Raw genomic sequence first — 20,743 nt, forward strand, 5'->3', positions numbered from 1 at the left:
CCGCTTCGGGTCAGGACCGGTTGCGGCGTTTGACCGGGGAGACCGCGCGCCTGTCGGGGATGCTGGCCGGTGGCCTGAACCGGCATGGCCCGTCGTCGAGACCAGCGTGTCGCCCATCACCACCCCCGAGGCGCTCAAGCAACGATCACCCATGGTGACGCATGGCGACGCTCAGTGAAACCCGGCATGCCGCGCCGGCGTCACCTCAGCGGAAGACGACGGTGCGGTCGCCGTTCAGCAGGACGCGGTGCTCGGCGTGCCAGCGCACGGCGCGGGCCAGGGCCAGGCACTCCATGTCGCGGCCCACCGCCATCAGGTCCTCCGGGCTGTGGGTGTGGTCGACCCGCGCGACCTCCTGCTCGATGATCGGGCCCTCGTCCAGGTCGGCGGTCACGTAGTGCGCGGTGGCGCCGATCAGCTTGACGCCGCGCGCGTGCGCCTGGTGGTACGGGCGGGCGCCCTTGAAGCCCGGCAGGAACGAGTGGTGGATGTTGATGATCCGGCCGGGCAGCTTGCCGCAGAAGTCGTCGGACAGGATCTGCATGTAGCGGGCGAGCACCACCAGGTCGGCCCGGTAGTGGTCGACCAGCGTGAGCACCTCGGCCTCGTGCGCGGCCTTGCCGCCCCGGGCCACCGGCAGGTGGTGGTAGTCGAGCCCGTACGACTGGGCGAGCGGGCGCAGGTCGGGGTGGTTGGAGACGACCCCGACGATCTCGATGTCCAGCAGCCCGGACCGCTGCCGGTAGAGGAGGTCGTTCAGGCAGTGGCCGGCCTTGGACACCATGATCAGCACGCGTTCGCGGCGGGCGGTCTCGGTCAGGTTCCACTCCAGGCCCAGCTCGGGCACCAGCGAGGCGAACGCGCCGCGCAGCTCGTCGGGGTCGGTGTCGGGCAGCCCGGTGAACTGCACCCGCATGAAGAACCGCCCGCCGTCCCCATCCTCGCGCACACCTGCCGCTTGCGGGGGGTCGACCCCCCGCACCCCCCGGTCGCTGTACTGCTGGCTCTCAAGGATGTTGCAACCGCGCTCGGCCAGCAGACCGGACACCGCGGCGACGATGCCGGGACGGTCCGGGCACGAGAGCGTCAGCACGAATTCGGACACGGGCGCCACTTTCGCTGGTGAAATGAGGTCTGGAGATATACGAGCTTACGCGGAGGGTGTGGTGCCGGGGTGGTAGCCGAAGAAGCCGCGGCGGCGCCAGAGGGGCGTGAAGCCGTCCGAGTCGTGTGCCTGGACGGGCGCGGGCGGGTCCTGCTGATGCGCTGGCAGGACACCCTGACGGGGAACAGGTTCTGGGAGCCGCCGGGCGGGGGCGTGGAGCCCGGCGAGAGCCCGCTGCAGGCCGCCCGCCGAGAGCTGTACGAGGAGACCGGGCTGCCGCCGGAGGCCGTCCGGGACGTGTCGGTGCCGGTGCGGCGCGACACCGTCTGGCTCGGCACGCGGTACGTCAAGACCGAGCCGTTCTTCCTGGCCCGGTTCGACGGAGTCCCGGAGGCGGCCCCGGCGGCGTTCACCCCGGAGGAGGACGAGACATTCCTGGAGCTCCGCTGGTTCGCTCAGGAGGAGCTGGCCGGGCTCGCCGCGTCCGGCGTCCTGGAGCCCCCGGAACTGCCCGCGGTCGTCTCGTCGCTCCTCGCTCGCTGACGGAATGCACCACCACGCAGGATGTTGACGAGAAGGTGAGCCTTCGCACGATCCGCTTCTCGATCCTCGACCGGTCCCGGACCCGCGAGGGCGAGGGCCATCCCCGGGCGCTCCGCGACACGGTGGAGTTCGCGCGGCAGGCCGAGGCGATGGGGTACCACCGCTTCTGGGTCTCCGAGCACCACGGCGTGCCGGGGGTGGCGGGGCCGGCGCCGACCGTCCTCGCGGCGGCCGTGGCCGCGGCGACCTCCCGCATCCGGGTGGGCACGGGCGGGGTGATGCTGCCCAACCACCAGCCGCTCGTGGTCGCCGAGCAGTTCGGGGTCCTGGAGTCGCTCCACCCCGGGCGCATCGACATGGGGCTTGGCCGGTCCGTGGGCTTCACCGGCGGCGTACGGCGCGCGCTCGGCCACGACCGGCGCGACGCCGACGACTTCGCGGCTCGGCTAAGGGAACTGCTCGGCTACTTCACCGGGGACCAGGACGTCCACCCCGGCGTGCACGCGTGGCCGGCCGAGGGGCTGCGGGTGCCGGCGTTCGTCCTGGCCACCGGATCGGGCGCGGACCTGGCGGCCTCGTTCGGGCTGCCGCTGGTCATCGCGGCGGCCCGCGGCGAGGCGCGGATGCTGGAGGCCATCGACCGGTACCGGGCGGGCTTCCGTCCGACCGCGTGGGGGCAGGAGCCGTACGTGGTCGTCTCCGGCACGGTCGCGATCGCGGACACGCGCGAGGAGGCGTGGCGGATGCTGGTCCCGGAGGCCTGGTCGAGCGCGTGGTCCCGCGTCCACGGCGAGTTTCCGCCGCTGGCCCCGGCCGAGCGGATCCTGGCGCTGGACATGGGCGAGCGCGAGCGCCGGTTCTTCGACCAGGCGCTGCGCGGCCACCTGCACGGCACCGAGGACGAGGTGGCCGAGGCCCTGGAGGACCTCGTCGAGCGCAGCGGCGCGGACGAGATCCTCGTCCACACCAGCACCCACGACCGGGCGCTGCGGCTGGAGTCGCACCGCCGGCTGGCGCAGCTCGCCGGGCTGACCCCGGATTCCTACCCGTCGGTAGTTTCGCGCGGGCCGCTCGGGTTACATTCGCTCGCATGCGGCGACTCCTTGCCCTCCCGTTGACCCTGACTTTGCTCGCGGCCGGCTGCTCCAGCCCCGACCGGGCCGGCGACCCGGAGTTCAGGAAGACACCCGACGCGACCGAGAAGCCGCCCGAGAAGGTGAAGGGCATCCCCACCGCCCCCGGCACGCACAAGCGGAAGCTGGACGTGGGCACCTTCGGTCACCGCGAGTACCTGCTGCACGTACCGCCCAAGCTCACCCGCGGCGCCTGGCGCGACGGGAAGCCGGCCAAGCCGCTGCCGCTGGTGCTCGCGCTGCACGGCGGGCTGGCCACCATGCAGCAGATGCGCGACCTGACCGGCTACGACGCCATCTCCGACGACAAGGGCTTCCTGGTCGCCTACCCCGACGGGTTCATGACCACCTGGAACGCGGGCGACTGCTGCGGCGCCGCCAAGCTCGGGAAGATCGACGACGTCGGCTTCCTGAGCAAGCTGATCGACGAGCTGACCGGGGCCGGGCTGGCCGACCCCGACCGGGTGCACGTCACCGGGTTCTCCAACGGCGCCGGCATGGCCTACCGGCTGGCCTGCGAGCGCCCCGCGAAGGTGGCCGGGATCGGGGTGGTCGAGGGCGCCCTGGTCACGCCGTGCGAGCCGGACCGGCCGGTGTCGGCGATGATCGTGCACGGCACCGCGGACAAGAGCGTGCCGTTCGACGGCGGCGGGCGCCGCGACTTCAACGACGGCCGCCCGTTCCCGCCGGTGTCGGAGGCGGTCGACTTCTGGCGGCGGGTCGGCGACCTGCCCGCGCCGAAACGGCCGCTGCGCGGGCTGAGCAACGGCGCCGAGTGCTCCGGGACGGGCAAGGGCGCGCGCGGCGCCGAGGTGACGTTCTGCAAGATCGAGGGCGGCACGCACCGCTGGCCCGCGGGGGCGAGCCGGATGCTGTGGAACTTCTTCGCCGACCATCCGCGACGGTAAACGCGAGAAGTTTTCACCTTCCCGTTCTCCCGATACTGTGGTCCCCATGAACCTCCGGGAGCGCTACGACGCCGCCACCGCCACGCTGGAAGCGCCGTTCGCCGCCGTCGACCTCGCCGCGTTCCGCGCCAACGCCGCCGACCTGGTCCGCCGCGCCGCCGGCACACCGATCCGGCTGGCCAGCAAGTCGGTGCGCTGCCGGGCCCTCCTGGACGAGGTGCTCGCGATGGACGGCTTCGCCGGCGTCATGGCGTTCACCCTCCCCGAGGCGCTCTGGCTCTCCCGGCACGGCACCAGCGACGACATCCTGGTCGCCTACCCCACCGCCGACCGCACGGCCATCGCCGAACTCGCCGCCGACGACCGCGCCGCCGCCACCGTCACCCTCATGGTCGACTCCCCCGCCCACCTCGACCTGATCGAGAAGAACGCGGGCGGGCGGCCGATCCGGGTCTGCGTGGACATCGACGCCTCGTACCGCCCGCTGGGCGGGCGCCTCCGCTTCGGCGCCCGCCGCTCCCCGCTGCGCACCGCCGCCGACGCGCACGCGTTCGCCGAGGAGATCGTCCAGCGGCCCGGCCTGCGGCTGACCGGGCTCATGGCCTACGAGTCGCAGATCGCCGGGGTCGGCGACACCCCGCCCGGCAAGCCCGCGCGGGCCCGCGCCATCCGCGCGATGCAGCACCGCTCCCGGCTGGAGCTGGCGATCCGCCGCGCGGAGATCGTCCGGGCCGTCCGCGAACTGGCCGACCTGGAGTTCGTCAACGGCGGCGGCACCGGCAGCGTCGAGAAGACCGCCCGGGAACGTGCCATCACCGAGATCGCCGCCGGCTCCGGGCTCTACCAGCCGCACCTGTTCGACCACTACTCCAACTTCCAGGGCCGCCCGGCCGCCCTGTTCGCGCTGCCCGTCGTCCGCCGCCCCGGACCCGGCGTCGTCACCTGCCTGGGCGGCGGCTACCTCGCCTCCGGCCCCGCCGACCCGCTGCGGCTCCCCCAGCCCTACCTGCCGACCGGGCTCTCCTACGACTCCGACGAGGGCGCCGGGGAGGTCCAGACCCCGCTGGTGGGCGCCACCGCCGACCTCCTCGACCTCGGCGACCGCGTCTGGTTCCGCCACACCAAGGCCGGCGAGCTGTGCGAGCGCTTCGCTACGCTCCATCTGCTGGAGGGCGACCGCCTCGTCCGGACCGTCCCCACCTACCGCGGCGAGGGCGCCACGTTCCTTTGACCCGGAGGGGCCCTGACCGGCTACGTTGGCCCGTATGACCCACGCACCCCTGATCAGCGTTCGCGGCGAGGCGGTCCTGGAGGTCGAGCCGGAGATCGCCCGGCTGTCGGTACACGTCCAGTCCCAGGAACGCGACCGGCGGGAGGCGCTCGACCGGCTGGTGGAACGCAACCAGGCCGCGCTGGAGCTGATCAGGTCGTACGGGGACGCGATCGAGAAGCTGGAGACCGGCGGCCTGTCGATCACGCCGCAGCTGAAGTACCGGCGCCGTGAGGGCGACATCCGCGCCTACCAGGGCACGGTCTGGATCCGCTTCACCGTCACCGACTTCGCCGTGCTCGGCGAGCTGGTGACCCGGCTGGGCGACCTGGAGCGCGCCTACGTCCACGGCCCCGACTGGGGCCTGCGCCGCGACAGCGAGATCTACAAGCAGGCCGCCCGCCAGGCCGCCGGCGAGGCCGTCGAACGGGCCCGCAGCTACGCCGAGGCCCTGGGCGCCCGCCTCACCGGCCTGGTCGAGCTGGCCGACGAGGGCCTGACCAGCGACACCCGCGCCCCCGCCCAGCCCATGGCCCTCATGGCCGGCTACGGCGCCCCGGCCGCCGTGGCCGAGGGCGCCGAACCCCCGTCCATCGACCTGGAACCCGCCACCCAGATCGTCCGCGCCGCCGTCGAGGCCCGCTTCACCGCCACATCCCCCGACCTGGACTGACACCCACAGTGACCCCCCACAATGAAAAGAGGGGGTAGATGACCACAGAAAAGGAGACGGCGGCACCACCGGGGATCGGGCGGGCGCCCGAGCCGTCGCTGGAGGATCCCTGCAGTGAGCGGGTCCCCGCCGGGGATCTGCTGCATCTGCACGGGCGGCCCGAGACCGCGGCGCGCGAGCTGGACGTGTTCCTGACCGGCCAGGTGTTCATGGACATGATCTTCACCGGGCTGCCGGGGCTGCCGCCGCCCGGTACGGAGCTGGTCACCGACGGGCTCGGCTCGGCTCCGGGCGGGGTCGCCAACATCGCGGTCGCGATGAGCCGGCTCGGGCTGCGCACCGGGCTGGCGGCGGCGTTCGGCGACGACATGTTCGGCGCCTACCTGTGGCGCGCGCTGTCGGAGCAGGAGAACGTCGATCTGCGCTGGGCGCGGCGGGTCCCGGGCTGGTCGACCCCGGTGACGGTGTCGCTGGCCTACGCCTCCGACCGGAGCATGGTGACGTTCGCGCGGCCGCTGCCGCTGCCGGCCGACGATCTGGTCGCCGGGCCGCCGCGGGCCGCGACCTGCTTCGTCGACATCGATCGTCCCGTGCCGGGGTGGGCGCGGGCGCTGCGCGCCACGGGGGCGCTGGTCTTCGGCGACCTGGGGTGGGATCCGACGGAGACCTGGTCGACCGACGTGCTGGACCGGCTGGAGCATGTGGACGTGTTCCTGCCCAACGCCGTGGAGGCCATGGCCTACACCCGCACCCGCACCGCGGAGGACGCGCTGGCCGCGCTGTCCGAGCGGGTCCCGGTCGTGGTGGTCAAGCAGGGGGCGCAGGGGGCGATCGCGGTCGACTCGGCGACCGGGGAGCGGGCGTCGGCCGCGGCGCTGCCGGTGACCGCGCTCGACCCGACCGGCGCCGGGGACGTGTTCGCCGCGGGTTTCGTGTACGGGACGCTCGCGGGCTGGTCGCTGGACCACCGGCTGCGCTTCGCCAACCTGTGCGCGGGCCTGTCGGTGCGGCATCACAGCGGTTCGCTGGGCGCCCCGTGCTGGGGCGAGATCGCGGCGTTCGGCGAGGACGGGGAGGTGCCGCCGGAGGTGCTGGAGCGGTACGCGTTCGTGGTGCCCTACATTCCCGAGGCCGAGCTGGAACGCGGCGCCGACTCGGTCACCAGGGCCGAGCCGACCCTGCGGCACGGCGCGTTCTGAACATCGCGTGAACGCCCGCGGGGCGCGGCGCGTACCTGAGGGCGTGGGAGGAACCGACTGCGGGGAGTACAGGGTCGGCCTCGGCGTCTACGCCATCGGGCGGCTGGCCGGGGACGAGGCCGCCGTGCTGCGCGAGCACCTGGCCGGTTGCGGCGGCTGCCGGGCCGAGCTGGACGAGCTTCGCGCGGTGGCCGATCTGCTGACCCGGACGATGGCCCCCGCCGACGGCGAGGCGGCCGCGGCGCCCCGCACGGAACGAGGCGCCGGGCGCCGCGCTCGCACGCGGCCCTCCGGCGCCTCGTCCAGGCTGCTCAACGGCGCCTGCGCCGCCTCCAGACCACCAGGGCGGTGACGATGACCGCGGCGCCCACTCCGGCCAGGACCAGCCGGGGGTCGACGCCGCCGCCCGCGCCGGGCACGTCGTCCTCGTCCTCGTTCTTGTCCTTGCCGCCGGCCCCGTCGAACGCCGGGGAGATCATCGCGTTGACGGCCTTGGCGACCTGGCCCGCCTCGTCCTTCAGCCGCTCGGCGCCGCGCTGGGCCACGTTGCGGGGGTTGACCCGCTCCGCCAGCTCGTCGATCGTCTGTGCGAGCTCCTGGCGGGTGCGCTCGATCCGCCGTTCCAGCGCCTCCGGGTCGCGGGACCTGTCAGCCATGCCAGTTCCTTCTCGTTCGAGCCTCAGCCACGCATGATCCGAACAGTCTTGCAGGTCTTGCCGGGAAACGCCCGCTCCACCCCAGCCGGTACGGTGGAGCCGACCATCCCACAGAAAGGCGGTACCCGGTGTCCGATCGGTTGGAGCCCGGCGACGTCGCACCCGAATTCGAGCTGCTGGACGCCGACGGCGCCCCGGTGACCCTGGCGTCGTTGCGCGGCAGGCGGGTGATCCTCTACTTCTACCCGGCGGCGATGACGCCCGGCTGCACCAAGGAGTCGGTCGACTTCCAGAGCAACCTGGCCGAACTGGAGGCGGCGGGCGTCACGGTCGTGGGCGTCTCCCCCGACAAGCCCGCCAAGCTGGCCAAGTTCCGGGAGAAGGAGGGGCTGACGTTCCCGCTGCTGTCCGACCCCGACACCGAGGTGCTGAAGGCCTACGGCGCGTACGGCGAGAAGAAGCTGTACGGCAAGGTGGTGGTGGGGGTGATCCGGTCGACCTTCATCATCGACGCCGAGGGCAAGGTGGAGAAGGCGTACTACAACGTGAAGGCCACCGGGCACGTGGAGCGGCTGCGCCGCGACCTGGAGCTGTGAGGCGCCGCGCGGCCGGCGGGGTGCTGTGCGGACGGGGGGACTCGAACTCCCCCAAAGGGTGATACACCCCCCGTCCCGCAGATACCCAGAACCGCGCCGTACGCTGCCACTTCGCCGCCCCCGCCCCGTACGAGGCACATCCGGGAGCATCCCGATACACGGGCGGCCGTATCACGCGAAGTATCACCGTAGGGATCACGCCCGCGCTCCCCCACACCAGGACTCCGGGGGGGAGAAGCCGTCCACAGCAGACGGCCCCGGACGCGGTGATGCAACCACCGGCCGGGGCCTTGGCCCGGAGGAGTCCCGGACCCATGCACGATCGTTTCATCCGCGCGAGCGCGGCGGCCACCGTGGTAGCCATCGGCGCCATCGCGGCCTTCATCTCCTACCGGCACGCCTACGGCGTAGCCATCGCCCACGGCGAGACCGGCACCACCGGCCGCCTCCTACCCCTCACCATCGACGGGCTTGTGTTCGTCGCGTCCCTCGTGCTGCTCGACGCGGCCCGCCGCCGGGTCTCAGCGCCCGTCCTGGCGCGCGTCGCGCTCGCTCTGGGCATCGGGGCAACGGTGGCCGTCAACGTCCTGCACGGCATCGCTCACGGCCCCATCGGCGCGATCATCGCCGCCTGGCCGGCGGTCACGCTCGTGGTCGTCGTCGAGCTGCTCATGGGGATGATCCGGCTCGGCCGGGCCGAGGCGGCGCCGCGGGCGTTGACGTGGTGGCCACCGTTCCCCACAGTGCCGGTCGCGGCGCCGGCCGGGGTGGTCGCGAACGGTCGCGACCGCCAGGGGCCGCTGGTCAACGGCGATGTGTCCGAGCCTGCCGAGGATGACGGTCCCGCCGATCCCGAGGTGATCGCGACCGCCCGCGACCGGTTCGCCGAGGTGCTCGCGGCCGGCGCGGTGCCGTCCGTCCGAGCGGTCCGCCGAGAGATGCGGGTCGGGTACCCGCGCGCCGTGGCGATCCGCGAGGCGCTCGCCGAGGGCGCGTAGCCAGCAGCACGCCGAGGGCCGTCACCAGCTGCCGGTGACGGCCCTCGCTGCTGCTCAGGTGCGCCGCGGCCGACCGCCCTTGCGTGACCGACGCTCGGCCAGCTCCTGCTCTGCGCTCTCCAGGTCGGCGAGGTCCTGGGCGTCCCCGTGCTGCTGGATTCGCTCACGCATGTGGTCGAGGAGGTCGGGCGTGCGGTCGGTGCCAAGTCGGGCGCACACGCGGCCGTACGCCTCCCACATCGGGATGGGGACCCGGATAGGTCTGGTCGGCGTCTTGGCTGGTGGGAGCTTCTGGTCGTCCACGGGCTCATCCTCCGTCGCTCGTGTAGCTACGGAGAATCCTCGCACACCCGTTGTGTAGCTACCAGGTTTGTGCATACCATGTAGCTACCCGGTTAGGGCAAGCGAGCAAGGGAGCGCGACATGGCGAAGCGGACCAAGGTTCCGACGGCGAACTGCCAGCGCTGCCGCGGCCTGCTCACCAACGCCCGCTCCGTCGCCCGCGGCTACGGCGCCCGCTGCTGGGCCCTGAAGCGTCGCGAGGACGCCGAGCGCCAGGCGCTCACCACCGCCACCCGCGCCGCCGACGTGTCCGCCTTCAAGGACGGCGCTCGCGTGCTCGACAAGGCCGAGCAGCTGATCGACGACGGCGCGATCGTTCGGACCCGGTTCGAGGGCCAGTACCTCGCCAACGGTTCGGACGGCGTCTCGACCTACCTCGTGGACACCACCGAGCGGTCATGCACCTGCAAGGCCGGGCAGCGCCTCGGCCGCTGCAACCACCTGGTGGCCGCCGACATCCTTGACCACTTCGCCGCACTCGTCGCGGCCTGACCCTTCCCCCGCTGACAAGGCGGGCCCGGACGCAGCGATTCCGGCGCTGGCCGGGCCCCTGGGCTCAACCTGCAAGAGAGGTCTCACCCATGGCTCAGAAGCCTACCCACCGCGTGACGTTCACCCCGGCGCGCCTGTCCGTCGGTCAGGCCGACGGAACCGCGTGCGTGGTCTGCAAAGCCGACTACCTCGCCGAGGCCCAGGGCATCCCGAGCGTCCCCGTGGGCACCGTGAACGGCGCCCAGGTGTTCGCCTGCGCCTCGCACACCGAACCGGCCGCCGAGGGCAAGTCGAACGACTGGCCCGCCGGCGAACCCGCCACGGTGCGGGACGCCGAGGCGAGCGTCTGCCCGGCCTGGTGCATCGAAGGCCCCAAGCGGCACCACCACCACCGGGGCATGCCAGTGCTCATCGCCCGCCGAGACGGCGACGGGCTCACCTTGGCCGAGGTGCTGCCCTTTCAGGTTCCCGGAATGCTGCCCCGCGTGGTGGTGGACGGCCCGAACGACGTGGCCGCGGTCCTCACCGCCGGCCAAGCGCGCGAACTCCTGGCCGTCCTGGAGATGACCCGCGGCCCCGGTGGCGACCCGTTCGCCGAGGCGGTCCGCCTGGTTCTCGACGCGATCACGGCGTGACCAGCGTCGAGCAACTCGACGAGTTGCAGGCCCTGGAGGCCGAGTTGACCAACGCACTCGCCCGCGTCCGGGCCGCGCGCAAGCGCGCCGAGGCCGAGGCGGGGCCGCTGGTATCAGTGGCCGCGGCTGAGCGTCGCCGGAGCTTCCGCGTGATCACGGGCGGCCGGTCGTGAGCCTGTCGGAGCAGGATCGGCGTACGGCGCGAGTCTGCGCGAGCGTGGCCGCCCGCCGCGGACTGCCGCTCGAGACGTACCCGTGGCGCGGGCGCGCCGGCCGCGACCGTGCCATGCGATTCATCTGGGGCCGCACCTACGCCCAAACCCGTCCCGAGCTTTGCGCCCAAGCGCTCGCCGATGGGGAGTCGGGGGTGTGGTCAGTGGTGTGGGACGCCTACGGCCGCGGCCGGGATGCCGCGACGGCCGGAGAGCCGTTCACGTTGTGGACATGCCCGTACCGGCTCGACGCCGTGACGGCGGTCGAGCGTGAACAGTTCCGGCAGTGGTGCCGTGGCTACGACTCGGTGCGCCCGTTCCCTGTCGACTACAGCGGCTAGAACCGGCCCTCACAGGAGCCCCGTACGGTCACCGACCGGCGGGGCTCTCGCACGTTCATGCGCGGGCGTGAAGTACCGCGTCGGTGTACTGCTCGGTCGTCAGGTCCGCGTCCGTGATGCCCAGCTCAGCCAGGACCGCGCGGACGGCGCCGAGCGCCTCGGCAAGTTCGTCCTCGGCGGCGAGCGTCTCCAACTCGACGAACGTCCCGTCAAGCTCGGGCACGGTGACCACCGTCGCAAGCATGGTCATGCCGCGCGCGTTGAACCGGTAGTTCACGCAGTCCTTCGTCAGCCGGACGTGCTCCACAGCGCCCAGAGCACGGAGCACCGTGTCCACCACGGCCGGGTCCGCCACCTTCGTCTCGTGCTCAGGCTTGGACCCGGATGCCTCGTCCACGGCCGGCTCCTTGTAGGTCAGGATCGTCTGACGCGTGCCGCTCCGGTCGACCACCCGCATCCGCAGTTCCCGACCCTCGGCGGTCAGCGAACCGTCCACCCGGTCGTAGTAGGTGTCCCGGTAGACGCTCGGCTCCTCCTCAGCGCGCTTCCGCAGCTGCTCGCGCAGTCCCTCAGGGTCGCGTACCCGCGCCTTCAGCTCAGCCTCGATCACCGGTCATCCCCTCCTGGGCGCCGTGCCCGCCGCCACACGTCGTCGTAATGCCGTCTGAACCCTGCATGCAGCACGCCATCGGCCGCTGCCGTGAGCTTGTACACCCCGGACCGGTGCCCTTCGTGCGTGGACCCGAACGCCGATAGGTACAGCGTCCCGTCGAACGACAGCATGCGCCACGTCGGAAGGTCGTCGTACAGCCGGACCTGTAGCCGCATCCGCGGGTGCCCGTCCAGTTCGGCCAGCCGCGCCAGCGACAACCGTATCCCTGCCGTGAACGACTCGACGGACTCGGCGATCTCCTCGGCACGGATCGCGGCCGCCGGCGCGTCCGGGTCCAGCAGCAGCACGCGGACGCGGACGGGCGTCTTCCGCCCGGTGAGCGGCCCGCGAAGGAGGGAGTCGTTCATGGCGACCAAGCCGAGGACGCGGACGGCCAGGATGTCGAGAGCCTCGGCCGTACCCGCGTGCTCACGCAGTTCGCGAGCGACGTCGGCCTGGCTGCCGTACACGTTGGCTATCTCGGCGTGCCCGGCCAGCGCGCCGGCCTCGGCGCGCCGCGGCGCGAGACCGAGCAGCGCGCGGGCGGCGTCCGGCATCGCCAGGCCGTCCGCGATGCGCTCGTACACGTCCAGCTTGGTCACGGTCCGCTTGCCGTTGATGATCTCATTCAGGCGACCCTGGCCCATGCCGGTCGCGGTGGCGAGGCGGGCCTGACTGGCGCCGGAATACTGCTGAGCGAAGCGGAGCACGGCGGCGATGTCGCGGGCAGCGAGCGCGCTGCGCAAATCGGCCCGCCGCCATGCCGAGGCGGGCAGTTCTACGGGCCCGTACGCTGCGCTCTCCATCTCACCGTGAGATTACATCTCACCGTGAGATACCCGTCGGGGGATCGAGTGTGGCCGGAGAGTGACGGCATGGTTCCGTCATGACCCAAACACCCGCGGACGGACAAGGCATCGCGGAGTTTTACGGGTGGGCGCCGCCGCAGATCTACGGTTGGGACGTCCCCGGCTGTGGTGCGGGCGGCGTCACCGACTCCGTGCAGCGCGCCGCCGGGCGCGTCCAGGACGAACTGGAGACCGCCCCGGCCGGGACGACCGGGTCAGTGCGGCGGCTGCACATTGCGGGCCATGAATACCGAGATGGTGGCCTGATCTCCTACGCCCGCCGTGACCCTGAGGGCGTGACGTGGCGGACGGCGGACGACACCGACGAGCAGGTCCCGGAGAGCGGCACGTGAGCGATACCGAACTCCTTGGCGCCCTGGCCGTGGCCCTGATCGGTGAGGACTGGTGCGCCATGCCGCGGTATCACGAGGTGCCGATCAGGCTGCGGGTCTGGCACCCGTCCAACCCGGTCGTCGGCGAGACCGTGAACGTCACGTGTGAGCCGGACGGCCCGTGGTTCCGCTCGTCCACGGGCGCGCTCATGGCCCGATGCGACGACATCCCCGGCGCCGTCGACTACATCGACCGCGAGCTCGGCGCGCTCGTCCACCCGCGCGCGCCCGCGTAGACAGCCCGCGGCCCGCGCAGGTTGCGGCGCGCACCTGGGGCCGCGGGTGACCACGTCGTACGGCCGTGCGTCCCTCCCTGTCGTCACGCGGCCGTACGGCACCACCGTGGGCCCCGGGCGGCCGGGGAAGCTCAACCGGGGCTCACATCGGGGCGGCCGGGCGGGGTGGAATCCCCCGGCCGCCCCACCTGGACGCGGGGCGGCCTGGCCGGAACGGCGCGGCAGCCGGACCGCCCCGCACAAGCCCCGTGGTCCCGGATCTCCTCATGCGCGAGCGGGGCCGGGACCACGGCCTCCGCGCGTGGCGGTCGTCGGGACGCGCTGTCCCCTCAGCACCCGACGGCCGTCACGCCCCGTCTGGAATGGGTGGGGGGAGCGTTCGTCCCCCACCGCGCCGAGGCCGTGAGCCTCTGACCAGGAACGGAACACGCCCCCGGCCAGCAGGCCGAGGGCGCGATACCGCCGCTGATACTTCAGCCGCGGCTACGTCGTCCAGGTCGTCGGGCACATGCGGTCCCGAGCCGATCGAATGCCGCCGTAAACCAGCGCGTTCACCGTGAGGCCACGCGCCGTCGCCTTGGGGGTGGCAGCGCGGCCCGGACGGCGTGCTCCAGCGTCGCGGGCGGGCCGGTCGTGGTCCTGGTGGGCTTGCTCGCCTCGGCCTCGGCCTGCTCGGCATAGTGGCGGGTGATGGCCTGTTCCAGGTTCACGCGGCGCCCCCGTCCGCCTCGCCGGCCTCGGCCAGGTCGGGCTGATACATCGTGGCGTGGCGGGCCATCCCTTCGGCCACCGGCCGGAGGAGCTGCCCGTGCCGTGGTGAGATGGACGACTCGGCGTCGACGACCACGCGGGCCAGGTGCTCACTGGTCCGCAGCGGGAACCGGGCGATGCCGTCAGCGATCACCCGAGGGCGCCCCGAGAACGTGCTGTCGACCCTGACGCCGAGATCGGCCATGGCCGGGCCGCCCTCCTCCTCCCGGAACGGGTAGCCCTCGATGCCGTCGCGGGCTTGCTGCCACGCCTGGTTGTAGGTGTTGGCCGCCGAGACGAACGCGGTCACGGCGTCGCGCATGGTCGCGTAGGCGGCGGCGAGCGGCTCGACGTCCAAGGCGCCGGACCGGGCCGCGGCCTTGATCTCCTCGGCGCGCGTCTTGCGGGCGTCGGCGACCATGGCGGTCCGGGCCACGGTTGCCTTGCGTTCGGCAGCCTCGCGGCGGAGCCGGGCGAACCGCGACAGCCTGTGCGCGTCGTCCAGCTCGGCCGCGGTCACCGCGTCGTCGCCAGCCCGGACGCGTTCCTCCAGGGCGTCGACCAGTGCGGCGGCCTCGGTCGCCTCGGCCTCGGCCTGGGCGACGTCGTCGGCCGGGTCGCGCGGCGCCGCGGCGGGCGTCCTCCGGGTGGTCTTGGTGGCGGTCATCGTGGGGTACCTCGTTTCAGCGACTCGGGATCGATCAACCAGGTACGGGCCACGCGGCGCGCTTGGAGACGGCCGGTGGACGCCCAGTGCCGCAGTGTCCGGGCAGGGTGCCCGGAGTCGGCGGCAAGCTGGGCAACCGTGACCCACCCGGCACCATCGATCATCTCCGCCGCCTCCCCGCGGTTGCCGTTGTCGGCAACCGGCGGCCGGTCGGCGACGGCGGCCAGTTCGGACAGGAACGGAGCCAGGCCGGGCGGGATCATCCCTCCGTCCTCGCGCACCTCCCGGGCCAACGCGCGCACCAGGACGCGCAGAAGTGGCCCGGCCAGGCCCGGCGGTACCACGACCGCGGGCGCTTCCTGCTCGGCCATCACGGGCGGCCGCACATCTCGGGAACCGCTTTGATGGAGCGGTGCCGCCGCAGGCAACCTGCGATGATGAGCGCCGATGGCACGGTGATGGCACGTGCGGGAGTCATCCGGACGTCTCTCCGGGTTCATCGTCGGCGGCCGGGCGGCGCCCCTTCCGGGCCTCTTCCCAGATCTCGATCTCCCGACGGGTACGCGGACCGCGCCGGCCGCGGCGTACCTCCTCCTCGCCGAGCTGCCGCCGCTCCTCGGCAAGCCACTGCCGCAACTCCCGTAGCCGCTCCTGGGGCGTCTTCTCCGGGCCGGTCACCACCGGTACCCCACCCGGATCCTGTGCTTACCGAGGTACAGCGTGAACGGCCGCCCGGCCTGCTCCCGAAGCCGCCGCGCGACGTCCATCAGCTCGTTCACCACAGCGAGCGCCTCGGCGTCATCCAGCGCGCCCGGCCGGGCAAGGATCCGCTCGGCCTTGCGGGACGCGGCATCGGCTTGCCGGTGCAACGCCAGCGGACGCGCGATGTTGCTCGGCAACGGCACCCGGCCGGCCAGGATCCCCGCCTCGATCTGGCGCCGCCGGAACCGCGCCGAACCATCCGATTCAGGGCGCAGCGACGGACCGGCCGCCGCGGCGAGCACCTCCAGCAGCTCGACATGCCGATCGGGATCGAGCCCCATCGCCAGAGACGACAGCATCGACCGGCGCGGCCGACGCTCCCCCCGCTCCAACCGGACCACGGTGGAACGGGTCGTCGCCGCCCTGACCGCCAGCGCCCGCGTCCCGAGACCGGCCTCGGCCCGGAGCCGGCGCAGCGTCTCGCCGAGCGTGGCGGCCAGGCGCTCGCGCTCGTCCGGGTCCGGCAGGTACGCGACCGGTCGCACAGACGCCGGACGCCTAACACACGCGCGTGCGCGCGAGGGACCCGCCACCGCGCCGGGCGGCATCATGTCGGGCAGCGCGTCAGCGGTCATCGGTGGTCACCTCCTGGGCGGTGCGGCGGGCGAGAATGCGGGCGTGGCGGGCGCGTAGGCCGGCCGCGCGGCGGGCGTTCTTGGCTTTGCGGTCGGCCTCGCGTTGCTCGCGGCGGCGGCGGGCGTCGGCGAGGCGTGCGGCGAGCCGCTCGTCGACGGCGGCCCGTAGTTCGTCGGCGGCCTGGTCGTCAATCACGGGTTACCTCCCGGGCGGCGTGCCGCGCCGGGGACCGGCCGCGCCCCTGGGGGCCGTATCCCCCAAAGGCCCCCCGTAGGGGTACACGCGAATACGCGGATACACCGCAGGTCAGAAGGTGTGCGAAGAGGAGCGGATACAGCGAATCCGTATCCGCCTGTTGTTCGAGCAGTTCAGAGGGCGGATACACCGGCCGAATACGCGCGTACACGAGGGTCATTCGGCACCTCCGAGCGTGTCCCACTCGGCACGGTGCTCTGCGATGGCCTTCTGTACGGCGCCTACGGATGCGCCGGTCATCTCTGCGAGGTCGCGGTACGAGGGACGGTCACCGATCTGTTCGCAGTAGCCGACGATGCGGGCCCAGAGGATGTCACGGGGCCGGGTGAGGGGCGACCATGGCCAGGTGCCGCCGCGCTGGAGGGCGGCGGGGATGTCCCGGCTCGCGTCGCGCTGGCCGCGCCAGGGGGTGAGCTGGCCGTCCTTCCCGATGTGGAACCCGAATTCCGGCCAGCGCAGCCACCCCGACCAGCCGTAGGGCTCGATGGCGCGGCGGGTGCCGTGCATGGTCTTGGAGGCGTGCGCCTCGATGAGCAGGGCGCAGCCGATTTGCACGCGGAGCGCGTCGAGGGTGACCGCGACGGGTTTTGCCGACTCTTCCTCGATGGGTGAGCCGTTGGCCATCTTGTACAGGGGGCCGATGATCAGCAGGTCAGGGGCAACGGTCTCGGCGAGGCGGCGCAGCCATTCGCGGTCGGCCTGCCCGGTGAGGTCCATCCCCTCGGGGCGGGAGCGCAGGAAGAAGTGTCCGGCGCGGTAGCGGTCGCCGGCGGCCAGGCGCAGGGGGCGCAACTCGCGCCGGCTCTGGGCCTCGCTGTTCTCCAGGTCGACCTGGAGGACGCGCAGGGGGGCGATGTGCGCCCCGGTGAAGGGGTGGATGCCGCTGGACGCCTGCATACCCACCTGGCGCAAGAGGGTGCTCTTTCCGGACCCCTCGGCGCCGGTGAGGACGAACCGGTCCCCGCGCTCCAGGAAGCCGGGGATGACCCAGTCATAGGCCGTGTCGTCCTCAGCGGCGAGCAGCTCGTCCAGCTCGACCGCGGTCACTGCGTGCTCGACGTCGGCCAGGCGCGTTTCGACGGTCAGGTCGTAGGCTGCCCGCTCGGTCAGTTCGGCGAGGTCGGTCCCGGTCCATGCCTGCTGTTGTGCGCGCTCCAGGGTCTCGAGCACGCGGCGGCGTGAGGCTAGACGCGCAACGGTGCGGGCGTAGTAGTCGGCGTTCGTGACGGTCGGGCACGCGGTCATCAGGTCGTGCAGATACGGCGGCTTGAAGTCGCCGGAGAACTCGTGATGCTTCTCCAGCTCGGCCCGCACGGTCTCGGAGTCGACCGGGATTCCGTCACGCCGCATGGCCGTGATGCGCTCGTAGATCGTCTGGTGTGACGGCCGGTAGAAGTCGTCACGGGCAAGGATCTCGGCGACCTTGGCCGCGGCCTCAGGTGACCACAGCATGGCACCGAGGGTGGCCTGTTCAGCGCCGATGTCATGCGGCCGGGGCCGGTCGTCGAAGTCGGTCACCACCACCCCCGGCGCTTCAGGGCGTGCTCGACCGAGGCGGGCACGATGGGCCATAGCCCTTGGTCGAGCAGGTGCGCGCGGGCCTGGCGCCACGCGAGCAGCGCGGCCGGGCGCACGTCGTCGAGTACCTCCGGGGGCGGACCGTGACGACGTACGATGGTGGTGTCATGTCGCGTCGAACCGAGTGACGTTCTGGCGGCCCTGCGGAGGACCGGTGACCTCCCGGGGCCGCTTCGCTTCTCAGGAGGCACGGGCACCGCCGAAAGGGAGTCGGGGGACGTCCGGTCCCCCAGCGTCGGCGGCCTGACCAGCGGTGCCGCCCTCGGCGAGGGGGCCGTGATCCTGACCGTGATACCCCGTGAGCGCGTCGAGCGCCCGGAGCGCCCCGTGGAGGATTTCCCGCGCGGCCGTCACCGCATCGGCGGTCGGGACGGTGGCGGGCGCCTCGGCCGGGGCCGGGGGCGGCGCCTGGACCATCGCCAGGAGCGGCGCGACGGGGATCAGGGTCTTGGTGCCGACCTTGACCGCGGGGATCTGTCCCTGCTCGATGGCGCGCCGCACGGTGCGTTCGTCGCACGGCTGGTCGTCGGCGAAGAACTCGGCGGCCTCGCGGACGCTCAGGAAGTTCCGCGCGCGCAGTTCGGCGGGGGTCACGCGGACAGTTCCTCGACCTCGAACAGGTCCCGGACGTTGACGCCGAGACGGCGCGCGACCTTGACCTTGGTGAGCGGGGCGAGGTTGCGCTGTCCACGCTCGACACGGCTGATCGTGGCAACGCTGAGCCCGGACAGACCGGACACGTCTTCTAGCGAAAGAGCATGCCTCCTGCGCCACGTGCGCAGGAGGCTCTCAGTGGTAGGGGGAGCAGACATGGAACCTGCCTAAGTCGTTGCATGCTGCACTGATGACAGCAAGCAGACTCTCACTCCTGCATGCTGCTGTCAAAGCAGCGAGCAGTTGATACCGTTCGCTCCATGGCAAGAGATGACGCAAAACTGCGCGTGCGGACGATCGGGCAGGTAGTCGGCCGGAACCTCGCTGAACTCCGGGAGGCGCGCGGCCAAACCCAGCGTGAGGCGGCGGCGTTCGTTCGCGGGTTCGGACTTGCCTGGACGCCCGCGAACATCGCATCAATCGAGAGCGGCCGGCGGGAGACGATCGATATCGGCGCGTTCAGCGTGCTCGCCCTCGCCTACGATGTTCCGCCGTCGCGGTTCTTTGAGGGTAAGGGCGAGGTGCGACTAGGCGCCGAGGTCAGCGCCGAGTTGGAGTACTACCGCGGGTGGCTCGACCGGCAAGTGCCCAAGCCGCCCCTGACCATGACCGGGCGGACGGCCCGCAAGGTTCTCGACGCGATGCCCGATGACGGGAAGATCCAGTTTCAGGCGGATGCAGAGTTGGCGGATCGTCTGGGCCTGGAACCCAAGGACGTCTACCGCCCCGCAATGGAGTTGTGGGGCGGGCGAACCCTGCATGAAGAGCGTGACCGTCGGCTGGCCGAGCTCGGGCAGATGACGCCCACTCAGCGCCGTACACGCCGAGGCCACATCACCCGGCAGTTGGCGAAGGAATTGGAGCCCCACCTTCCCAAGCGAGACAGATCGGAGGAGAAGTGACGACCAAGAAGAAGGAGCGGAGACGCCGGAGCCCCGGGGAGGGGAGCGTCTTCACGTACAAGACCAAGGCCGGCGAGCGGTACGGGATCAAGTTCCAGCGCCCCCTGGAGGACGGCACGACGAAGACCGTCTTCCGCCGCAGGGGCCCCAACGGCGAGAAGTGGACGACCTACACCGACGCGTCGAAAGCGCTGCGTGACGCGCTCGGGAAGGTCGACCGGGACGAATGGGTCGACCCGTCCAAGCAGCCGGTAGGCGAGTACCTCGACACGTGGGCGGCCGGCCTGCGTCTCGGTGACTCGACGGTGGCGTCCTACAAGAAGAACATCCGGCTCCACCTGAAGCCGTACCTCGGCGCGGTCCCGCTGGCGTCCCTGACCACGGCGAAGATCGACGCGCTGTACCGCACGTTGGAGACCACGGGGCGCCGCAACGGCAAGGGCGAGACGACCGGCACGGGGCTCAGCGCCCGGACGGTCCGCTACATCCACACCATCCTGCGCTCAGCCCTCCAGGACGCGGTCGACGCCGAGCCCGCCCTCCTGGTGAAGAACCCAGCGGACAAGGCCACCCCGCCCACGGCGAAGGAGGCCAAGCCCCCGGAGATGCACCCGTGGACGGCCGTCCGTCTCCGTGCCTTCCTGGACTGGTCGGCCAGCCACTCCCACCTGCACACCGCGTGGTGGGTCCTGGCCATGACGGGGATGCGCCGCGGGGAGCTGCTCGCGCTGCGCTGGCGCGACGTCGACCTGGACGCCGGGACGCTCAGAATCCGCCGGTCGGTCGGCGTCATCAAGGTGAAGGGGCAGAAGAACCGCATTCAGGAGGGCGACACCAAGACCAGCAAGCCCCGGACGGTCGACATCGACGAGACCACGGTGGCGCTGCTGCGCGCGCACAAGCGCGAGCGCGGCGGCCTGGCGCTGAAGTTCGCCCGCGATGACGCGCTGGTGTTGGGAACGCCGAGGGCACGCACCGGCACCCGGAGACGTTCGCCAAGGCGTTTAAGCAGCACCTCGCCCGCTGCGAGAAGCACCTCGCCAAGGCCGGCCAGGAGGCGCCCCCGGCGATCCGGTTGCACGACCTTCGGCACACCCACGCGACCCTGCTACTGATCAAGGGGACGCCGGTCAAGGTCGTCTCCGAGCGCCTCGGCCACGCCAGCGCGACGATCACCATGAACATCTACGCGCACGTCTTGCCCGGCAACCAGCGCGCCGCGGCCGACTCGTTCGCCGCCCTGGTCGCCGAGGCGTAGAACCATGATCCACAGGCGGGAAGTATCAGCGGAGTATCAACGGGCCTCTGAGCGCCCGGACGCCGAACCGCTGCACGCCTGTGACCTGCTCGTCCTCCGCATCGATCTTG

The 20,743-nt window shown here is 72.1% G+C and carries 32 protein-coding genes; 18 read left to right on the forward strand and 14 right to left on the reverse strand.

All coding sequences use genetic code 11. From position 1 onward, the window contains the following. Positions 1-205: 205 nt before the first annotated feature. On the reverse strand, positions 206-1,114 hold the full coding sequence (gene purU / locus ACFPZN_RS25000) for a formyltetrahydrofolate deformylase (protein ID WP_378284579.1): 909 nt from the start codon (positions 1,112-1,114) through the stop codon (positions 206-208). A 60-nt stretch (positions 1,115-1,174) separates the two neighbouring features. Between purU and ACFPZN_RS25005 the strand changes: the two genes are divergently transcribed. Genes ACFPZN_RS25005 through ACFPZN_RS25035 form a run of 7 tightly spaced genes read left to right on the forward strand, consistent with a single transcriptional unit; the run spans position 1,175 to position 7,183 of the window. Continuing rightward, positions 1,175-1,648: an NUDIX hydrolase gene (locus ACFPZN_RS25005; RefSeq protein ID WP_378284581.1), complete on the forward strand. Its 474-nt coding sequence runs from the start codon at positions 1,175-1,177 to the stop codon at positions 1,646-1,648. Positions 1,649-1,683: 35 nt separating this feature from the next. Next, on the forward strand, positions 1,684-2,766 hold the full coding sequence (locus tag ACFPZN_RS25010) for an LLM class flavin-dependent oxidoreductase (RefSeq protein ID WP_378284583.1): 1,083 nt from the start codon (positions 1,684-1,686) through the stop codon (positions 2,764-2,766). Then, positions 2,739-3,689 (forward strand): CE1 family esterase, encoded by a 951-nt coding sequence (locus tag ACFPZN_RS25015; RefSeq protein ID WP_378284585.1) that lies wholly within the window; start codon positions 2,739-2,741, stop codon positions 3,687-3,689. Before ACFPZN_RS25010 ends, ACFPZN_RS25015 begins: the two co-directional genes overlap by 28 nt. A 46-nt stretch (positions 3,690-3,735) precedes the next feature. Beyond that, complete coding sequence (locus ACFPZN_RS25020) at positions 3,736-4,920, forward strand: amino acid deaminase/aldolase (RefSeq protein WP_378284587.1); 1,185 nt, start codon at positions 3,736-3,738, stop codon at positions 4,918-4,920. Positions 4,921-4,954: 34 nt separating this feature from the next. Beyond that, on the forward strand, positions 4,955-5,632 hold the full coding sequence (locus tag ACFPZN_RS25025; RefSeq protein ID WP_378284588.1) for an SIMPL domain-containing protein: 678 nt from the start codon (positions 4,955-4,957) through the stop codon (positions 5,630-5,632). Positions 5,633-5,670: 38 nt separating this feature from the next. After that, the gene (locus tag ACFPZN_RS25030) at positions 5,671-6,831 is read left to right on the forward strand and encodes a carbohydrate kinase family protein (protein ID WP_378284589.1); all 1,161 of its coding nucleotides are present in this window, start codon (positions 5,671-5,673) and stop codon (positions 6,829-6,831) included. A 43-nt stretch (positions 6,832-6,874) separates the two neighbouring features. Continuing rightward, on the forward strand, positions 6,875-7,183 hold the full coding sequence (locus tag ACFPZN_RS25035) for a zf-HC2 domain-containing protein (RefSeq protein ID WP_378284590.1): 309 nt from the start codon (positions 6,875-6,877) through the stop codon (positions 7,181-7,183). On the opposite strand, the gene ACFPZN_RS25040 is transcribed toward ACFPZN_RS25035, so the two are convergent. Next, positions 7,143-7,487: a DUF3618 domain-containing protein gene (locus tag ACFPZN_RS25040; RefSeq protein WP_378284591.1), complete on the reverse strand. Its 345-nt coding sequence runs from the start codon at positions 7,485-7,487 to the stop codon at positions 7,143-7,145. The genes ACFPZN_RS25035 and ACFPZN_RS25040 overlap by 41 nt on opposite strands. Positions 7,488-7,615: 128 nt before the next feature. Here ACFPZN_RS25040 and bcp point away from each other — a divergent pair, with 128 nt between their 5' ends. Then, positions 7,616-8,083, forward strand: coding sequence for a thioredoxin-dependent thiol peroxidase (bcp, locus tag ACFPZN_RS25045; protein WP_378284592.1), 468 nt, complete (start codon positions 7,616-7,618; stop codon positions 8,081-8,083). Positions 8,084-8,397: 314 nt separating this feature from the next. Continuing rightward, positions 8,398-9,081, forward strand: a complete 684-nt coding sequence (locus ACFPZN_RS25050; RefSeq protein WP_378284593.1) for a DUF2637 domain-containing protein — start codon at positions 8,398-8,400, stop codon at positions 9,079-9,081. Positions 9,082-9,135: 54 nt separating this feature from the next. Here the strand turns inward: ACFPZN_RS25050 and ACFPZN_RS25055 are convergent, their stop codons facing one another. Continuing rightward, complete coding sequence (locus ACFPZN_RS25055) at positions 9,136-9,384, reverse strand: hypothetical protein (RefSeq protein WP_378284594.1); 249 nt, start codon at positions 9,382-9,384, stop codon at positions 9,136-9,138. Positions 9,385-9,504: 120 nt separating this feature from the next. Here ACFPZN_RS25055 and ACFPZN_RS25060 point away from each other — a divergent pair, with 120 nt between their 5' ends. From ACFPZN_RS25060 to ACFPZN_RS25075, 4 genes are all read left to right on the forward strand, one after another. After that, positions 9,505-9,915 (forward strand): DUF6011 domain-containing protein, encoded by a 411-nt coding sequence (locus ACFPZN_RS25060; RefSeq protein ID WP_378284595.1) that lies wholly within the window; start codon positions 9,505-9,507, stop codon positions 9,913-9,915. An 89-nt stretch (positions 9,916-10,004) separates the two neighbouring features. Continuing rightward, positions 10,005-10,550, forward strand: a complete 546-nt coding sequence (locus ACFPZN_RS25065) for a hypothetical protein (protein ID WP_378284596.1) — start codon at positions 10,005-10,007, stop codon at positions 10,548-10,550. Beyond that, positions 10,547-10,723 carry a hypothetical protein gene (locus ACFPZN_RS25070; protein WP_378284597.1) on the forward strand — a complete coding sequence of 59 codons (177 nt, stop codon included), beginning with the start codon at positions 10,547-10,549 and terminating at the stop codon, positions 10,721-10,723. Before ACFPZN_RS25065 ends, ACFPZN_RS25070 begins: the two co-directional genes overlap by 4 nt. A 113-nt stretch (positions 10,724-10,836) precedes the next feature. Further along, on the forward strand, positions 10,837-11,103 hold the full coding sequence (locus tag ACFPZN_RS25075) for a hypothetical protein (protein WP_378284598.1): 267 nt from the start codon (positions 10,837-10,839) through the stop codon (positions 11,101-11,103). A 55-nt stretch (positions 11,104-11,158) separates the two neighbouring features. On the opposite strand, the gene ACFPZN_RS25080 is transcribed toward ACFPZN_RS25075, so the two are convergent. Further along, positions 11,159-11,713 (reverse strand): class IV adenylate cyclase, encoded by a 555-nt coding sequence (locus ACFPZN_RS25080; protein WP_378284599.1) that lies wholly within the window; start codon positions 11,711-11,713, stop codon positions 11,159-11,161. Then, positions 11,710-12,561, reverse strand: coding sequence for a helix-turn-helix domain-containing protein (locus ACFPZN_RS25085; RefSeq protein ID WP_378284600.1), 852 nt, complete (start codon positions 12,559-12,561; stop codon positions 11,710-11,712). Before ACFPZN_RS25085 ends, ACFPZN_RS25080 begins: the two co-directional genes overlap by 4 nt. Before the next feature lie 80 nt (positions 12,562-12,641). On the opposite strand from ACFPZN_RS25085, the gene ACFPZN_RS25090 reads away from it, so the two are divergent. Together ACFPZN_RS25090 and ACFPZN_RS25095 are read left to right on the forward strand one after the other, a co-directional pair. Then, the gene (locus ACFPZN_RS25090) at positions 12,642-12,956 is read left to right on the forward strand and encodes a hypothetical protein (RefSeq protein ID WP_378284601.1); all 315 of its coding nucleotides are present in this window, start codon (positions 12,642-12,644) and stop codon (positions 12,954-12,956) included. Further along, positions 12,953-13,231 (forward strand): hypothetical protein, encoded by a 279-nt coding sequence (locus tag ACFPZN_RS25095; RefSeq protein WP_378284602.1) that lies wholly within the window; start codon positions 12,953-12,955, stop codon positions 13,229-13,231. The genes ACFPZN_RS25090 and ACFPZN_RS25095 overlap by 4 nt, the downstream gene beginning before the upstream one ends. A 551-nt stretch (positions 13,232-13,782) precedes the next feature. Here the strand turns inward: ACFPZN_RS25095 and ACFPZN_RS25100 are convergent. From ACFPZN_RS25100 to ACFPZN_RS25140, 9 genes are all read right to left on the reverse strand, one after another. After that, positions 13,783-13,941 carry a hypothetical protein gene (locus ACFPZN_RS25100; protein ID WP_378284603.1) on the reverse strand — a complete coding sequence of 53 codons (159 nt, stop codon included), beginning with the start codon at positions 13,939-13,941 and terminating at the stop codon, positions 13,783-13,785. After that, the gene (locus ACFPZN_RS25105; protein ID WP_378284605.1) at positions 13,938-14,648 is read right to left on the reverse strand and encodes a hypothetical protein; all 711 of its coding nucleotides are present in this window, start codon (positions 14,646-14,648) and stop codon (positions 13,938-13,940) included. The genes ACFPZN_RS25100 and ACFPZN_RS25105 overlap by 4 nt, the downstream gene beginning before the upstream one ends. Then, a complete protein-coding gene (locus ACFPZN_RS25110) occupies positions 14,645-15,019 on the reverse strand; it encodes a helix-turn-helix domain-containing protein (RefSeq protein ID WP_378284606.1) in 375 nt (124 codons plus the stop codon). The genes ACFPZN_RS25105 and ACFPZN_RS25110 overlap by 4 nt, the downstream gene beginning before the upstream one ends. Positions 15,020-15,122: 103 nt before the next feature. Further along, positions 15,123-15,326 (reverse strand): hypothetical protein, encoded by a 204-nt coding sequence (locus ACFPZN_RS25115; RefSeq protein ID WP_378284607.1) that lies wholly within the window; start codon positions 15,324-15,326, stop codon positions 15,123-15,125. Continuing rightward, positions 15,323-15,985, reverse strand: coding sequence for a helix-turn-helix domain-containing protein (locus ACFPZN_RS25120; RefSeq protein WP_378284608.1), 663 nt, complete (start codon positions 15,983-15,985; stop codon positions 15,323-15,325). Before ACFPZN_RS25120 ends, ACFPZN_RS25115 begins: the two co-directional genes overlap by 4 nt. Further along, on the reverse strand, positions 15,975-16,181 hold the full coding sequence (locus tag ACFPZN_RS25125) for a hypothetical protein (protein ID WP_378284609.1): 207 nt from the start codon (positions 16,179-16,181) through the stop codon (positions 15,975-15,977). The genes ACFPZN_RS25120 and ACFPZN_RS25125 overlap by 11 nt, the downstream gene beginning before the upstream one ends. Before the next feature lie 216 nt (positions 16,182-16,397). Further along, positions 16,398-17,813 carry a DnaB-like helicase N-terminal domain-containing protein gene (locus tag ACFPZN_RS25130; RefSeq protein ID WP_378284610.1) on the reverse strand — a complete coding sequence of 472 codons (1,416 nt, stop codon included), beginning with the start codon at positions 17,811-17,813 and terminating at the stop codon, positions 16,398-16,400. A gap of 186 nt (positions 17,814-17,999) precedes the next feature. Further along, positions 18,000-18,413, reverse strand: a complete 414-nt coding sequence (locus tag ACFPZN_RS25135; RefSeq protein WP_378284612.1) for a helix-turn-helix domain-containing protein — start codon at positions 18,411-18,413, stop codon at positions 18,000-18,002. After that, positions 18,410-18,631 (reverse strand): helix-turn-helix domain-containing protein, encoded by a 222-nt coding sequence (locus ACFPZN_RS25140; protein WP_378284614.1) that lies wholly within the window; start codon positions 18,629-18,631, stop codon positions 18,410-18,412. The genes ACFPZN_RS25135 and ACFPZN_RS25140 overlap by 4 nt, the downstream gene beginning before the upstream one ends. A 102-nt stretch (positions 18,632-18,733) precedes the next feature. On the opposite strand from ACFPZN_RS25140, the gene ACFPZN_RS25145 reads away from it, so the two are divergent. Genes ACFPZN_RS25145 through ACFPZN_RS25155 form a run of 3 tightly spaced genes read left to right on the forward strand, consistent with a single transcriptional unit; the run spans position 18,734 to position 20,633 of the window. Continuing rightward, positions 18,734-19,375 (forward strand): helix-turn-helix domain-containing protein, encoded by a 642-nt coding sequence (locus ACFPZN_RS25145; protein ID WP_378284616.1) that lies wholly within the window; start codon positions 18,734-18,736, stop codon positions 19,373-19,375. Further along, complete coding sequence (locus ACFPZN_RS25150) at positions 19,372-20,490, forward strand: site-specific integrase (protein ID WP_378284617.1); 1,119 nt, start codon at positions 19,372-19,374, stop codon at positions 20,488-20,490. The genes ACFPZN_RS25145 and ACFPZN_RS25150 overlap by 4 nt, the downstream gene beginning before the upstream one ends. After that, on the forward strand, positions 20,451-20,633 hold the full coding sequence (locus ACFPZN_RS25155) for a tyrosine-type recombinase/integrase (RefSeq protein WP_378284618.1): 183 nt from the start codon (positions 20,451-20,453) through the stop codon (positions 20,631-20,633). Before ACFPZN_RS25150 ends, ACFPZN_RS25155 begins: the two co-directional genes overlap by 40 nt. The last annotated feature ends 110 nt before the right edge of the window (positions 20,634-20,743 follow it).

The organism is Actinomadura rugatobispora (assembly GCF_042656285.1).
Lineage (GTDB): Bacteria > Actinomycetota > Actinomycetes > Streptosporangiales > Streptosporangiaceae > Spirillospora > Spirillospora rugatobispora.

Coding starts and splice junctions, on each gene's coding strand:
- ACFPZN_RS25015 (WP_378284585.1), top strand. CDS start 2,739: ATGCGGCGACTCCTTGCCCTCCCGTTGACCCTGACTTTGCTCGCGGCC.
- ACFPZN_RS25020 (WP_378284587.1), top strand. CDS start 3,736: ATGAACCTCCGGGAGCGCTACGACGCCGCCACCGCCACGCTGGAAGCG.
- ACFPZN_RS25025 (WP_378284588.1), top strand. CDS start 4,955: ATGACCCACGCACCCCTGATCAGCGTTCGCGGCGAGGCGGTCCTGGAG.
- ACFPZN_RS25030 (WP_378284589.1), top strand. CDS start 5,671: ATGACCACAGAAAAGGAGACGGCGGCACCACCGGGGATCGGGCGGGCG.
- ACFPZN_RS25040 (WP_378284591.1), bottom strand. CDS start 7,487: ATGGCTGACAGGTCCCGCGACCCGGAGGCGCTGGAACGGCGGATCGAG.
- ACFPZN_RS25050 (WP_378284593.1), top strand. CDS start 8,398: ATGCACGATCGTTTCATCCGCGCGAGCGCGGCGGCCACCGTGGTAGCC.
- ACFPZN_RS25060 (WP_378284595.1), top strand. CDS start 9,505: ATGGCGAAGCGGACCAAGGTTCCGACGGCGAACTGCCAGCGCTGCCGC.
- ACFPZN_RS25065 (WP_378284596.1), top strand. CDS start 10,005: ATGGCTCAGAAGCCTACCCACCGCGTGACGTTCACCCCGGCGCGCCTG.
- ACFPZN_RS25075 (WP_378284598.1), top strand. CDS start 10,837: ATGCGATTCATCTGGGGCCGCACCTACGCCCAAACCCGTCCCGAGCTT.
- ACFPZN_RS25085 (WP_378284600.1), bottom strand. CDS start 12,561: ATGGAGAGCGCAGCGTACGGGCCCGTAGAACTGCCCGCCTCGGCATGG.
- ACFPZN_RS25090 (WP_378284601.1), top strand. CDS start 12,642: ATGACCCAAACACCCGCGGACGGACAAGGCATCGCGGAGTTTTACGGG.
- ACFPZN_RS25105 (WP_378284605.1), bottom strand. CDS start 14,648: ATGACCGCCACCAAGACCACCCGGAGGACGCCCGCCGCGGCGCCGCGC.
- ACFPZN_RS25110 (WP_378284606.1), bottom strand. CDS start 15,019: ATGGCCGAGCAGGAAGCGCCCGCGGTCGTGGTACCGCCGGGCCTGGCC.
- ACFPZN_RS25120 (WP_378284608.1), bottom strand. CDS start 15,985: ATGACCGCTGACGCGCTGCCCGACATGATGCCGCCCGGCGCGGTGGCG.
- ACFPZN_RS25130 (WP_378284610.1), bottom strand. CDS start 17,813: ATGGCCCATCGTGCCCGCCTCGGTCGAGCACGCCCTGAAGCGCCGGGG.
- ACFPZN_RS25140 (WP_378284614.1), bottom strand. CDS start 18,631: ATGTCTGCTCCCCCTACCACTGAGAGCCTCCTGCGCACGTGGCGCAGG.
- ACFPZN_RS25145 (WP_378284616.1), top strand. CDS start 18,734: ATGGCAAGAGATGACGCAAAACTGCGCGTGCGGACGATCGGGCAGGTA.